The organism is Enterobacter sp. CFEC122, from assembly GCF_052983755.1.
On record NZ_JBRIQR010000036.1, the window covers coordinates 1 to 12,619 of the forward strand.

13 protein-coding genes and 1 tRNA gene are annotated in these 12,619 nt (G+C 54.6%); 10 read left to right on the plus strand and 4 right to left on the minus strand.

Going from position 1 to position 12,619, the window contains the following annotated elements:
* Nucleotides 1-152 precede the first annotated feature (152 nt).
* A complete protein-coding gene (gene dkgB, locus ACVCAM_RS20425; RefSeq protein WP_008500284.1) occupies nt 153-956 on the plus strand; it encodes a 2,5-didehydrogluconate reductase DkgB in 804 nt (267 codons plus the stop codon).
* A 29-nt stretch (nt 957-985) separates the two neighbouring features.
* Here the strand turns inward: dkgB and yafC are convergent, their stop codons facing one another.
* A complete protein-coding gene (yafC, locus tag ACVCAM_RS20430) occupies nt 986-1,891 on the minus strand; it encodes a DNA-binding transcriptional regulator YafC (protein ID WP_021242864.1) in 906 nt (301 codons plus the stop codon).
* A 104-nt stretch (nt 1,892-1,995) separates the two neighbouring features.
* Between yafC and ACVCAM_RS20435 the strand changes: the two genes are divergently transcribed.
* From ACVCAM_RS20435 to ACVCAM_RS20445, 3 genes are all read left to right on the plus strand, one after another.
* Nucleotides 1,996-3,171 carry an MFS transporter gene (locus tag ACVCAM_RS20435; RefSeq protein WP_025912578.1) on the plus strand — a complete coding sequence of 392 codons (1,176 nt, stop codon included), beginning with the start codon at nt 1,996-1,998 and terminating at the stop codon, nt 3,169-3,171.
* Nucleotides 3,172-3,307: 136 nt separating this feature from the next.
* Complete coding sequence (locus ACVCAM_RS20440) at nt 3,308-4,108, plus strand: endonuclease/exonuclease/phosphatase family protein (RefSeq protein WP_025912579.1); 801 nt, start codon at nt 3,308-3,310, stop codon at nt 4,106-4,108.
* 76 nt (nt 4,109-4,184) lie between these two features.
* Complete coding sequence (locus tag ACVCAM_RS20445; RefSeq protein ID WP_023343407.1) at nt 4,185-4,958, plus strand: class I SAM-dependent methyltransferase; 774 nt, start codon at nt 4,185-4,187, stop codon at nt 4,956-4,958.
* 52 nt (nt 4,959-5,010) lie between these two features.
* On the opposite strand, the gene mltD is transcribed toward ACVCAM_RS20445, so the two are convergent.
* A complete protein-coding gene (mltD, locus tag ACVCAM_RS20450) occupies nt 5,011-6,375 on the minus strand; it encodes a murein transglycosylase D (RefSeq protein WP_023293221.1) in 1,365 nt (454 codons plus the stop codon).
* Nucleotides 6,376-6,443: 68 nt separating this feature from the next.
* Nucleotides 6,444-7,202 carry a hydroxyacylglutathione hydrolase gene (gene gloB, locus ACVCAM_RS20455; RefSeq protein ID WP_021242868.1) on the minus strand — a complete coding sequence of 253 codons (759 nt, stop codon included), beginning with the start codon at nt 7,200-7,202 and terminating at the stop codon, nt 6,444-6,446.
* Nucleotides 7,203-7,234: 32 nt separating this feature from the next.
* Here gloB and ACVCAM_RS20460 point away from each other — a divergent pair, with 32 nt between their 5' ends.
* Nucleotides 7,235-7,951, plus strand: coding sequence for a class I SAM-dependent methyltransferase (locus ACVCAM_RS20460; protein ID WP_008500277.1), 717 nt, complete (start codon nt 7,235-7,237; stop codon nt 7,949-7,951).
* Here ACVCAM_RS20460 and rnhA read toward each other — a convergent pair whose 3' ends face one another.
* Nucleotides 7,952-8,419 (minus strand): ribonuclease HI, encoded by a 468-nt coding sequence (rnhA, locus tag ACVCAM_RS20465; protein WP_008500276.1) that lies wholly within the window; start codon nt 8,417-8,419, stop codon nt 7,952-7,954.
* Nucleotides 8,420-8,483: 64 nt separating this feature from the next.
* On the opposite strand from rnhA, the gene dnaQ reads away from it, so the two are divergent.
* The 5 genes from dnaQ (at nt 8,484) to ACVCAM_RS20490 (ending at nt 12,619) form a co-directional block, all read left to right on the plus strand.
* Nucleotides 8,484-9,215 (plus strand): DNA polymerase III subunit epsilon, encoded by a 732-nt coding sequence (gene dnaQ / locus ACVCAM_RS20470; protein WP_025912581.1) that lies wholly within the window; start codon nt 8,484-8,486, stop codon nt 9,213-9,215.
* A gap of 132 nt (nt 9,216-9,347) precedes the next feature.
* A tRNA-Asp gene (locus ACVCAM_RS20475) sits at nt 9,348-9,424 on the plus strand.
* A gap of 386 nt (nt 9,425-9,810) precedes the next feature.
* Nucleotides 9,811-10,530: a FadR/GntR family transcriptional regulator gene (locus tag ACVCAM_RS20480; protein WP_021242871.1), complete on the plus strand. Its 720-nt coding sequence runs from the start codon at nt 9,811-9,813 to the stop codon at nt 10,528-10,530.
* Nucleotides 10,527-11,540, plus strand: a complete 1,014-nt coding sequence (locus ACVCAM_RS20485) for an ABC transporter ATP-binding protein (protein ID WP_055321984.1) — start codon at nt 10,527-10,529, stop codon at nt 11,538-11,540. The genes ACVCAM_RS20480 and ACVCAM_RS20485 overlap by 4 nt, the downstream gene beginning before the upstream one ends.
* On the plus strand, nt 11,537-12,619 hold the full coding sequence (locus tag ACVCAM_RS20490; RefSeq protein ID WP_023326738.1) for an ABC transporter ATP-binding protein: 1,083 nt from the start codon (nt 11,537-11,539) through the stop codon (nt 12,617-12,619). Before ACVCAM_RS20485 ends, ACVCAM_RS20490 begins: the two co-directional genes overlap by 4 nt.

Sequence of the window (12,619 nt, forward strand, 5' to 3'; positions counted from 1 at the left end):
AAGCCCTGAGCTAACGCTCAGGGCTTTTTTCTTATCTGACGTTTAATTATTGCGAAATCAGCAAAAATCCTCTGCATTTTGCGATCTTTTTCTCTATAACACCGCCAGCGATAATCGTCCTCAGTTTACGAACATAATGATTGAGGAATAGTATGACTCTCCCTGCATTTGGTTTGGGCACTTTCCGCCTGAAAGACGACGTTGTTATCGCATCAGTTAAAACCGCACTCGAACTGGGCTACCGTGCTGTTGATACGGCGCAGATCTATGAAAACGAAGCAGCCGTTGGACAAGCTCTCGAAGAGAGCGGTGTGCCGCGTAATGAGCTGTTTATTACCACGAAAATCTGGATTGAGAATCTCAGCAAAGACAAGCTGATCCCAAGCCTGAAAGAAAGCCTGAAAAAACTGCGTACTGACTACGTGGATCTGACGCTGGTCCACTGGCCATCACCGAACGATGCCGTCTCCGTGGAAGAATTCATGCAGGCGCTGCTGGAAGCGAAAAAACAGGGCTTAACGCGTGAAATTGGGATCTCCAACTTCACGATCCCGCTGATGGAAAAGGCCATTGCTGCTGTTGGCGCAGAAAATATTGCAACCAACCAGATTGAGCTCTCTCCATATCTGCAAAACCGCAAAGTGGTGGACTGGGCAAAACAGCATGGGATCCACATCACCTCATACATGACGCTGGCCTACGGTAAGGCACTGAAAGATGAGGTGATTATCCGTATCGCCGAGAAGCATAATGCGACGGCTGCGCAGGTCATTCTGGCATGGGCAATGGGTGAAGGGTATGCCGTGATCCCATCATCCACTAAGCGTGAAAACCTGGCGAGCAACCTGTTAGCAACGGATCTTCATCTGGATGCTGACGATAAAAAAGCGATCGCAGCCCTGGAGTGCAACGATCGCCTGGTCAGCCCGGAAGGCTTAGCGCCAAACTGGGATTAAGTTTGACCCACCCTCTGTAACCTGAACCCTCACACAGCTCCTCCGGGAGCTGTTTTTATATGTTCACTCAGAAAATCGATAAAGGCACGAATGCGCGTACTCACCGCTCTGTCGCTGTAATACACCGCGCTGAAAGGCATTTCGACTGGCAGGCGTTTATCGGCCATCAATTCCACCAGTTCACCCCGCGCAATCTCCTTATCAATCATATAGTCAGACAAACAGGCGATACCGTTGCCTTCAAGACACAATTGCTTCAGCGTCTCCCCGCTGTTGGACGACAACCCGCAGGTGATCTCATGCAACTGACCGTCAGGGCAGGCGACGGGCCAGGTATTTAGCGAAACGGGTTCCGTGAAGCCCAGGCACAAATGCTGTTTCAACTCCTCAACCGTCTCCGGTTTGCCATGTTCAGCAATATACTGTGGCGACGCGATAATTTTACGGTAGCTGGCAAACAGCGGGCGGGCCCGCAGGCTTGAATCGGTCAGCGTTCCGGCCCGGATCGCCACATCTACCTTTCGCTCGATGAGGTTAATAAACGTCTCGGACGAGACCAGAGAGAGCGTCATCTCCGGATAGCGTTCACGGAAAGGTTTGATTAGCGGCATCAGAAAGTGCAGCACAACCGGCGTGGCTGCATCAATGCGCAGTAACCCACGCGGCGTGCTGCGGGTCTCCATAATCTCGGTCTCTGCTGCGGCCATCTCCTGCAGTACCGACTGCACGCGGCGAAAATAACGCTCACCTTCCTCCGTCAGGCTCAGCTGCCGCGTCGTTCGGTTGAGCAGACTCACCCCAAGCTTCATCTCCAGCTTTTTTACCGAGCGGCTGATGGCTGAGTTAGCCTGTCCCAGCTGTTCGGCCGCGCGGCTAAAGCTGCCGCTTTCAACCACGGCGACAAAGATTGTCAGCTCTTCTGACGTTGCTTTCATTGTTGCACCACCCGCAAAATTCTATTGAGATTTTGACCATTTTTGTTATTTAAGCACTGACGCATACTGCCTGTCATCTTAATCCTGATGATACGGAGTATTTTATGCCACTGGCGCTACTTGCCCTGACGATCAGTGCCTTCGCAATTGGCACGACCGAATTTGTTATCGTGGGACTGGTTCCCACCATTGCTAACCAGCTTGCGATCTCGCTGCCCTCCGCCGGATTGCTGGTGTCTATCTATGCCCTGGGCGTTGCCGTCGGTGCGCCAGCCCTGACGGCCCTGACAGGACGTTTCCCACGTAAGCAGCTGTTAGTTGCACTGATGGTGCTGTTCACTGCTGGCAACATTCTGGCCTGGCAGGCGCCGGACTACACCACGCTGGTCATCGCTCGGCTGTTGACCGGCCTTGCTCACGGGGTGTTCTTCTCGATTGGTTCTACTATTGCAACCAGCCTGGTACCCAAAGAGAAAGCGGCATCCGCCATTGCGATCATGTTCGGTGGGTTGACCGTTGCACTCGTTACGGGCGTACCGTTGGGCACGTTTATCGGACAACACTTCGGCTGGCGTGAAACGTTCCTGGCCGTCTCCCTACTGGGCGTCATTGCCTTGGTGACCAGCCTGCTGCTGGTGCCGTCGAATATTCCAGGCCGGGCCAGCGCTAGCTTGAGCGATCAGCTGAAGGTACTTACGCATCCGCGTTTGCTGATCATCTACGCGGTTACGGCGCTGGGCTATGGTGGCGTATTCACTGCTTTTACCTTCCTGGCACCGATGATGCAGGACCTGGCGGGCTTCTCTACCAACGCCGTGAGCTGGATCTTGCTGGGGTACGGTATTTCCGTTGCGATTGGCAATATCTGGGGCGGCAAGCTTGCGGATAAGCATGGTGCGGTGCCGGCGCTGAAATTCATCTTCGCCGCGCTGGTTGTTCTGCTGATGATTTTCCAGTTCACCGCCTCGATACAGTACGCCGCGCTGGTCACGGTACTGGTCATGGGGATCTTCGCTTTTGGTAATGTGCCAGGGCTTCAGGTCTACGTTGTACAGAAAGCCGAGCTTTATACGCCAAATGCGGTGGACGTGGCATCGGGGCTGAACATTGCCGCATTTAATATTGGTATTGCGCTGGGTTCAATTATTGGCGGACAAACCGTCGAGCACTTCGGATTGACCCAGACCCCGTGGATTGGCGCGGTGATTGTCCTGATCGCCTTCCTGCTGATTGGCATGAGCGGACGTCTGGATAAGCCAGCCCGCGTTGCGCTGGGGTAACATCAGTAAGCGCTGGCTTACAAAACTGGAAAGCGGTTTCTCAGAAATTGCGTTGAAAGTGTGACCTAAAGTCCCTATAACATTAGAACCAGTCCGTTTTCCGGACTGGTTCATGTTACAGAGGCTGTTTCCAAAAGTGCGAAAAAATACCTATGCCATGCGTTATGTTGCCGGAATGCCCGCGGAGAGGATCTTGCCTCCGGGGTCGTTTGCGAGCATCAGTCAGGCATTACCCGCCGGCACACCGTTAAGCAGCGATGAAAAAATCCGCGTACTGGTGTGGAATATCTTTAAGCAGCAGCGTGCGGAGTGGTTATCGGTACTCAAGAATTTTGGCAAAGATGCCCATCTGGTTCTGCTCCAGGAGGCGCAAACCACCCCTGAGCTGGTCCGGTTTGCCACCACTCACTATCTTGCCGCCGACCAGGTACCGGCCTTTGTTCTGCCTCAGCACCCCTCGGGGGTGATGACGCTTTCAGCAGCACATCCGGTCTATTGTTGTCCATTGCGCGAACGCGAGCCTATCCTGCGTCTGGCGAAATCGGCACTGGTGACGGTCTATCCACTGCCGGATACCCGTATGCTGATGGTCGTGAATATCCACGCGGTAAACTTCAGCCTGGGCGTGGATGTTTATAGCAAGCAGTTACTTCCGATCGGCGATCAGATTGCGCATCACAGTGGGCCGATCATTATGGCCGGTGATTTCAATGCCTGGAGCCGCCCGCGCATGAATGCGCTGTACCGCTTTGCGCGCGAAATGTCGCTGCGTGAAGTCCGTTTTAGCGATGACCAGCGCAAAAAAGCCTTTGGTCGTCCTCTCGATTTTGTCTTCTACCGTGGTTTAAGCGTACACGACGCCTCTGTGCTGGTGACGCGCGCCTCCGATCATAACCCTCTACTAGTCGAATTCAGTCCCGGCAAACCTGATAAATAATGGTGTGTCAGGTCTGCCGTGGGGCAGACCTGCGCGGGTGCTGCCCTTCTATTTTTAACCCACAAAGGACAGTACGATGACAACAACACACTCCCATCATGACAACGTAGAAAAACAGTTTGGTTCTCAGGCAAATGCCTATCTGAGCAGCGCCGTGCACGCTTCAGGTCGCGATCTGGTGCGTCTCGGTGAACGTCTGTCGGCATTCCCGCAGGCGCACGTGCTGGATTTAGGCTGCGGGGCAGGGCATGCCAGCTTCACGGCTGCGCAGCAGGTGGCGCACGTAACCGCATATGACTTATCCAGCCAGATGCTGGAGGTGGTTGCTGAAGCGGCGAAAGCGAAGGGACTGGGCAACATTGATACGCGTCAGGGCTATGCCGAATCCTTACCTTTTGATGATGCCTCGTTTGAGGTGGTGATCAGCCGTTATTCCGCGCACCACTGGCATGATGTTGGCCAGGCATTACGCGAAGTCAAACGCGTTCTGAAGCCGGGTGGCATCTTCATTATTATGGATGTCATGTCGCCTGGGCATCCGGTACGTAATATCTGGCTGCAGACGGTGGAAGCGCTGCGCGACACCTCCCATGTGCAAAACTACGCCAGCGGAGAGTGGTTATCGCTTATCACGGAAGCGGGGCTGATCGCGCGTTCGTTAATCACAGACCGTTTACCGCTGGAGTTTAGCTCGTGGATAGCGCGTATGCGCACCCCGGAAGCATTAAGCCAGGCTATCAGGCTGTATCAGGAGAGTGCGTCGGCAGAGGTGAAGGCGTACTTTGAACTGCAGGACGATGGTTCATTTACCAGCGATACCATCATGGCGGAAGCGCAAAAAGCGGGATAAACAAAAAAGGCACCGAGGGGAATCGGTGCCTTTTTATCTTTCGGTCGTGTTATCAGGAGTCTGGCGTCGCGCTGTTCTTCACAAACAGCGTTAGCTGGTCGCCCGGTTTCAGATTGTCAGTATCGTTGTTCCAGCGCATCACATCTTTGATGTTCACGCCGTGACGTTTTGCGATACTGGACAGCGAATCACCCTTGCGCACGCGATAGGTAATGCTATCGCTGTTGCTGGCGAGACGCTGTGCGCTGCTACCTGCACCCACCGTCAGAGTTTGACCCACTTTCAGGCCTGAACTGCGCAGGTTATTCCACTGCTGCAGATCTTTCGCATTCACGCCAAGACGTGACGCAATTCCCGAAAGCGTATCACCTGAACGAACCTTATAGCTGCGGCTGTTAACTGATGATGCATCCGCGATCAGCGTTGACTGAACGGCGGCGATTTCACCCGAAGCTAAAGACTCACGTAACTGCTCAGCATGTTTCTGCGGAACCATTACATACTGCGGGCCACTCGCCCCCAGCGTTGAGCCTTTAACGCCAGCATTAAAGGTTTTCAATTTACTTACCGACATACCCGTCATATCAGCAACCTGTTGAATATCAACCGGATTGCTGAGGCGAACACGCGCCAGTGCACGACTTTCGTCTGGTGTTGGCAGTTGTACACCGTAACGCTTGCTGTTCTTGAGAATATCGCTCAAAGCCAGCATTTTCGGTACGTAAATCTTTGTTTCCTGTGGCAGTGAGAGCGACCAAAAATCGGTGGATTTACCCCGTGCTTTATTCGCTTTCATTGCCTTCAGTACACGACCTTCGCCGCTATTGTACGCTGCGACCGTTAACAGCCAGTCGCCGTCAAACATCTTGTTCAGACGTTGCATCATGTCGAGAGCGGCTGTCGTTGAAGCGACAACATCGCGACGCGCATCATAGTTGCGGGTCTGTTTCAGACCATAGTTTCGCCCGGTGCTCGGAATGATCTGCCAAATGCCTGCGGCATTGGCGCCAGACGTCGCGTGTGGGTCAAAAGCGCTCTCCACTATGGGTAGGAGTACCAGCTCCATAGGCATGTTACGTTTCTTAACTTGCCCGGCTATCCAGTACATATACGGCTCTGCCCGTAACGTTACATCGTGGAGATAGCTCTTATTACTTAAATACTTCTGTTTCTGTTCGCGAATCCGGCTGTTTTCCGGAATTCCCATCTTTAGCTCGTCGCCAATAGAGGTCCACAAGTCTTGCTCCTGCGCGAAAGATGTCCCATCGTCCATCCAGCGCGCCGAACTTGTAAACTTCCCTGCTTCCCCTTGACCAGCTGCAGAAAGGCTCTGTGCGTGCTGTTGTACGTTGCTGCCGTTCTGCGACTGGCAACCTACAAGCAGGACAGAGGCGAGTAATATCGCTTTTGCCTTCATGTGTGTGTCAATAGTTGCTTAAAAGACGAGCGATGATAACGGCGAATTTTTGAAAAGGCAACCAGCAATTATCTGAAGTTATCTTTCTTTGACCTTAACCATGCAAATCGCTGTTCTGGTTGTTGCAAATTTGTTTCTTGGTTAATTTTGCTAATTAAATCAATATCATCTGTTCGCAAAAATAAATTAATTTGGCGCTCGTTTTTCAGAATTACGGGGAGTGTGTTTTGGTTTTTTGCACGTAACTCCTTCACTTTGTGATAATAATCCTGAATCGCCCGATCCTCAGGCAACAGGCTGACGGCAAACTTCATATTTCCTAATGTATACTCATGTGCGCAACAAATAACGGTGTCATCGGGTAATGCGTTAATCTTCTGTAAAGACTGATACATTTGCGCTGGTGTTCCTTCAAACAGCCTTCCGCAGCCCCCTGAGAACAGCGTGTCACCGCAAAAAAGATAAGGCTTACTGTAGAAACACAGATGTCCCAAAGTGTGACCCGGTGTGGCAAATACGGAAAACTCCCACTCACGTATGAGGATTTTTTCGCCTTCTTCGACTACTTGCGTGACACCCTTATCTTGTGCCTCTGACGGTCCGTAAACCACAACATGCGGAAAATGGGTACGCAGTTCAGGTACACCGCCCGTATGATCGTTATGGTGATGCGTCAACAGAATAGCTTCCGGCTGCCAGCCGTTCTCTTCTATTGCGCGCAGTACGGGGGCGGATTCTCCGGGATCGACAATGACGCATCGACGTTCATCGTCAACCAAAACCCAGATGTAATTGTCCTCAAAAGCAGAAATACTGATAAGATTCATACATTACCTCTTATAGCGTGGCGGGTGTGTTGATGAAACCGGCAAGGATACCTCAGACTGTCGCAGCACCGGAACGTTGGGCGGAACTGCCCTGGGGTGAATACTATCGCGAGGCGTTAGAGCAACAGCTGAAGCCCTGGCTCGCGAAAATGTATGGCTTTCACCTGCTTAAGATTGGCAATCTCAGCGCGGAAATCAATACCGAAAGCTGCGCTATCTCGCATCAGGTGAACGTCTCTCTCGGCGGATCGCCGGTTCAGGTGAAAGCAGACCCGTTACATCTGCCGTTTGCGGAAAAATCCGTTGATGCGTGTTTGCTCGCACATACGTTACCCTGGTGCAGCGATCCGCACCGTCTGCTTCGCGAAGCCGATCGCGTGCTGATTGATGACGGCTGGCTGGTGCTGAGCGGATTCAACCCGCTGAGCCTGATGGGCCTGCGAAAGCTGGTACCGGTGCTGCGCCGGACGCCGCCTTACAACAGCCGGATGTTCACCATGATGCGCCAGCTCGACTGGCTGTCACTGCTTAACTTCGAAGTGCTCTGCTACGGCGGCTTTCAGGTGCTGCCCTGGGCACGGCAGGGGGGCGTCTTGTTGAGCACGCATTTGCCTGCCTTAGGCTGCATGCAGTTTATCGTCGCGCGTAAGCGAACCATTCCCCTAACGCTTAATCCCATGAAGCAGAGCAAATCGAAAACACCGATCCGCCAGACCGTTGGCGCCACGCGGCAGTACAGAAAGCCCTGATCAGGATTCAGGCTGATAACCCGCGTCCTCATGCGCAGGGTTAGCGGCTGCCGCACGCGCCAGTTCGTCACAGCGTTCGTTTTCCGGATGACCGGCGTGCCCTTTAACCCACTCCCACTTGATCTGGTGCTGGCCCAGGGCGGCATCAAGCCGTTTCCAGAGATCGACGTTCTTGACCGGTTTCTTATCGGCAGTCTTCCAGCCGCGTTTTTTCCAGTTATGGATCCACTGGGTAATTCCCTGACGAACGTACTGGCTGTCGGTACTTAACACCACGTCACAATGTTCTTTTAACGCCTCCAGCGCCACAATGGCCGCCATGAGCTCCATCCGGTTGTTGGTGGTCAGAAAATAGCCTTCGCTAAAAGTTTTTTCATGCTGGCGATAACGCATAATCGCGCCGTAGCCGCCGGGACCCGGGTTGCCGAGACAAGATCCATCGGTGAAAATTTCTACCTGTTTACGCATCTCTGGTAGACTTCCTGTATTTGAAACGTTCAGTTAAACGATAAGTCTGACATAAATGACCGCTATGAGCACTGCAATTACTCGCCAGATCGTCCTCGATACCGAAACCACCGGTATGAACCAGATTGGCGCGCACTACGAAGGGCATAAGATCATTGAGATCGGTGCCGTTGAAGTGGTGAACCGTCGTCTTACGGGGAACAACTTCCACGTCTATCTCAAGCCCGATCGGCTGGTGGATCCCGAAGCGTTCGGCGTTCACGGTATTGCCGATGAGTTCTTGCTGGATAAGCCGACTTTTGCGGACGTGGCTGACGAATTCCTGGAATACATCAGGGGCGCTGAGCTTGTTATCCATAACGCCTCGTTCGATATCGGCTTTATGGATTATGAATTCAGCAAGCTTAATCGTGATATCCCGAAGACGAACACCTTCTGTAAGGTGACAGACAGTCTGGCGCTGGCGAGGAAAATGTTCCCCGGCAAGCGTAACAGCCTGGATGCACTGTGTTCGCGCTACGAGATAGATAATACCAAACGAACGCTCCACGGGGCGTTGCTCGATGCCCAGATCCTCGCCGATGTCTATCTGACGATGACCGGTGGGCAGACGTCTATGAAGTTCAGTATGGAAAATGAGTCGCAGCAAACGCAGGGCGAAGCGGGTATTCAGCGTGTCGTCCGTCAGGCAAGTCGGCTGCGGGTTGTTTTAGCCAGTGATGAAGAGCTGCTTAATCACGAATCCCGTCTTGATCTGGTGCAGAAGAAGGGCGGCAGCTGCCTGTGGCGTGCCTGAAAAAACGCCGGAATGCCTGTAAAATCATCGTTTGGGCGATTTTTGCAGCAAACGATTCAAAACGCGAGAAAAAGCGTTGACGAGATTGGAGGCGCACCGTAATATGCGCCTCGTTCCCCAAACGGGAACAGTGGAGCGGTAGTTCAGTCGGTTAGAATACCTGCCTGTCACGCAGGGGGTCGCGGGTTCGAGTCCCGTCCGTTCCGCCACTATTCAGAAGGCCTGAATCAGAAATGATTCAGGCCTTCGTCGTTTCAGCCAGCTGTGATTCCATTCCCTCTCTTCTGACTTGTAGTTAACAAAAAGTTAATATCAATAGTGCAATTAATTAACAATTGCACATCATTAGTGCATTCTTTGCACTGTTGTTGTGCATTTTTCCACCGCTGGCTATTCAGGCACGAGTCAGATTGTGTCTCTCTGTAAAAAAGAATTCATACAGAATCATCTGCTTATAACCCGCTATGCTAAAAATTACTGAACCAATTGCAGATTGGTTTGGTTATTGCTTAATCATTAGCACGATAAGCGTCATTCCATATCAATAACTTATCGTTAATAAAAATAAAGCAATGATGAAAGCGAGCGAACCAATATGGAAAAACCGTCACGGTTTCTGGCAAATTCCAGCACCGCGCTTGAACAGCTGCGCGGGCTAATCAACCAGCACGAGTCAACACCAGGCACTCCACTGCCCACGGAACGTGAGCTGTCGGACACACTCGGCGTAGGACGACGTGAAGTGCGTCGCGCGCTGGACGTGCTGGAAGAAGAGGGGCGCATCTGGCGTAAGCAGGGCAAAGGGACCTTTATCGGCCCGGCTGCACCCGTTGAACCGCTGGCCCTTCAGGGATTGGTTCAGCAAACCAACCTTCTGGAAGTGATGGAAGCTCGTCTGCAGCTCGAACCCGGCTTAGCCCGGCTTGCGGCACTGCGTGCCACCAGGGAAAACCTTGCGCTCATGCAGCGCATGCTGGAACGCATCGACAAGGTCAGCCCGGATGACCGCGATCTCAACGAACTGTGGGATAGCGCCTTTCACCGCGCCATTGCGGAAGCGGCGGGCAACCGCCTGATGCTCGGCCTGTTTGATGCCATTGATGCCGTGCGGCGTGAACCGGGCTGGCAGCATCTGCGCGAGCTGGCACGCACCCCCGAGCGTGTCGATAGCTATAACGACCACCACCACAAGATCATGGCTGCCATTATCCATCGCCAGCCTAACGAGGCCGCGACCGCGATGCGCGAACACCTGCTCAGCCTGCAAACCGCCCTGATTCAGGCGATCCACCTCGAGGACGACTTCACGCCATGACGACAATCCCCTTTAAGGACGCCACGCCCGTATTGCAAGTAAAAAACCTCAACGTTACGTTCGCGGGCTCGCCGGTAAGCGTGCTTGACGGTATCTCGTTGACCGTCAGGGCGGGCGAAACGCTGGCGCTGGTGGGAGAATCCGGCTGCGGGAAAAGTATCACCTCCCTGGCGCTGATGGGGTTACTGCCCGCCAGCGCACGGATCGTCAGCGGGGAGATGCAGTTTCGTCGCCACGATCTGCGCAAGCTCTCGCCGCGGGAATATGCCGATCTGCGCGGTAGCGAGCTGGCGATGATTTTCCAGGAGCCGATGACCTCGCTCAATCCGGCGTTTACGCTGGGCGATCAGCTGAGCGAGGCGGTTATGCGTCATCAGGACGTCTCGCGCGCAGAGGCGATGAAGATCGCGCTGCAGATCCTCGAGAAAGTGCAGATTCCGGCAGCAGAGATGCGATTGAAAGCCTATCCCCACCAGCTTTCCGGCGGCATGCGCCAGCGCGTGATGATTGCCATGGCGCTGATCAATCATCCTAAATTATTGATTGCCGATGAGCCGACCACCGCGCTCGACGTCACCATCCAGGCGCAAATCCTCGCCTTGCTCAACACCTTGAAAGAGGAAACCGGCACGGCGGTGCTGATGATCACCCACGATTTAGGCGTGGTGGCCGAAGTGGCGCAGCAGGTGGCGGTGATGTATGCCGGACAGGTGGTAGAGCAGGGGAGCGTCGAGGCGATATTTGCCGACCCGCAGCACCCGTACACCATCGGCCTGATGGGCTCGATCCCCTCCCTTGGCGCACGCAAGGGCCCGCTTTCCACTATTCCCGGATCGGTCCCGCTGCCGGAATCCATGCCGCAAGGCTGCCGTTTCGCAACGCGCTGCCCGTTTGCGCAGTCGCGCTGCCATGATGAAAAACCGCCGCTCACCACGCTCGGCGCGGGCCATCGGGTTGCCTGCTTCCGCGTGCCGCTCGAACACCACATCGCCCTGGGAGAGACCGCATGACCACGCCCATTCTGGAAGCTCGGGATCTCAGCAAGCTTTTCCCCGGCCCGAAAAAACTCTTTACCCCCGCCCGGTTTGTGACGGCGGTCGATCGCGTGTCGCTTGCCGTCATGCCGGGCGAAACGCTGGCGATTGTCGGCGAGTCCGGTTCCGGAAAATCCACGCTTGGCCGCCTGCTGCTGCGCCTGCTGGCCGCCAGCGAAGGGCGCGTGTTTTATCAGGGGGAAGAGATCACCCACGCCTCGGGCGCGCGCCTCAATCAGCTCCGCCGCGAGCTGCAGATCATCTTTCAGGATCCCTTCGCCTCCCTGAACCCGCGCATGACGGTGGAGCAGATCGTCGGTGAGCCGCTGTGGCTGCACCAGAACATGAAGAAAGGGGACCGGCAGTACCGCGTTGCCGAACTGCTTAAGACCGTGGGCCTGCCCGCCGCCTGGGCCGGGCGCTACCCGCACGAGTTTTCCGGCGGGCAGCGCCAGCGTATCGGCATTGCGCGCGCGCTGGCCTCAGGACCAAAGCTGCTGCTGGGCGATGAGCCGGTATCCGCGCTGGATGTGTCGGTGCAGGCGCAGGTGGTCAATTTACTGGAAAGCCTGAAGCACCAGCTGGGGCTGACGATGGTGATTGTCGCCCACGGTCTGGCTGTTATTCGCCATATGAGCGACCGCGTGGCGGTCATGTACCTCGGGCAAATCGTTGAGCTTGCCAGCGTCGATGAGATCTTTGACGCACCGCTGCACCCCTATACCCAGGCGCTGATCGCCTCGGCGCCGCAGATGCAGCCGGGCGCTGAACGCGACGCGCCGCTGCTGCAGGGGGATTTACCGAACCCGGCCAGTCCGCCGTCCGGCTGCCGTTTCCACACCCGCTGCCCGTTCGTCACTGACGAATGCCGTCAGGTCGAGCCGATTAATCAGGTGCTCGACGGCGGGCGTCAGGTTGCCTGTCATCGCTGGCAGGAGATCAACCGCGATCGCAGCGTTATCCAGATCGCATCGCCATCCGCTGCGTTTCTGCGCCGCCGCGCGCTGTTTGAACACGCGGCCACCCACTCGTCCCTTCCTTCAAGGAACTCATGA

Bases quoted from the DNA above. Each gene is read 5' to 3' on its own strand.
- dkgB (WP_008500284.1), top strand. From the start codon at position 153: ATGACTCTCCCTGCATTTGGTTTGGGCACTTTCCGCCTGAAAGACGAC.
- yafC (WP_021242864.1), bottom strand. From the start codon at position 1,891: ATGAAAGCAACGTCAGAAGAGCTGACAATCTTTGTCGCCGTGGTTGAA.
- ACVCAM_RS20435 (WP_025912578.1), top strand. From the start codon at position 1,996: ATGCCACTGGCGCTACTTGCCCTGACGATCAGTGCCTTCGCAATTGGC.
- ACVCAM_RS20445 (WP_023343407.1), top strand. From the start codon at position 4,185: ATGACAACAACACACTCCCATCATGACAACGTAGAAAAACAGTTTGGT.
- mltD (WP_023293221.1), bottom strand. From the start codon at position 6,375: ATGAAGGCAAAAGCGATATTACTCGCCTCTGTCCTGCTTGTAGGTTGC.
- gloB (WP_021242868.1), bottom strand. From the start codon at position 7,202: ATGAATCTTATCAGTATTTCTGCTTTTGAGGACAATTACATCTGGGTT.
- ACVCAM_RS20460 (WP_008500277.1), top strand. From the start codon at position 7,235: ATGAAACCGGCAAGGATACCTCAGACTGTCGCAGCACCGGAACGTTGG.
- rnhA (WP_008500276.1), bottom strand. From the start codon at position 8,419: ATGCGTAAACAGGTAGAAATTTTCACCGATGGATCTTGTCTCGGCAAC.
- dnaQ (WP_025912581.1), top strand. From the start codon at position 8,484: ATGAGCACTGCAATTACTCGCCAGATCGTCCTCGATACCGAAACCACC.
- ACVCAM_RS20480 (WP_021242871.1), top strand. From the start codon at position 9,811: ATGGAAAAACCGTCACGGTTTCTGGCAAATTCCAGCACCGCGCTTGAA.
- ACVCAM_RS20485 (WP_055321984.1), top strand. From the start codon at position 10,527: ATGACGACAATCCCCTTTAAGGACGCCACGCCCGTATTGCAAGTAAAA.
- ACVCAM_RS20490 (WP_023326738.1), top strand. From the start codon at position 11,537: ATGACCACGCCCATTCTGGAAGCTCGGGATCTCAGCAAGCTTTTCCCC.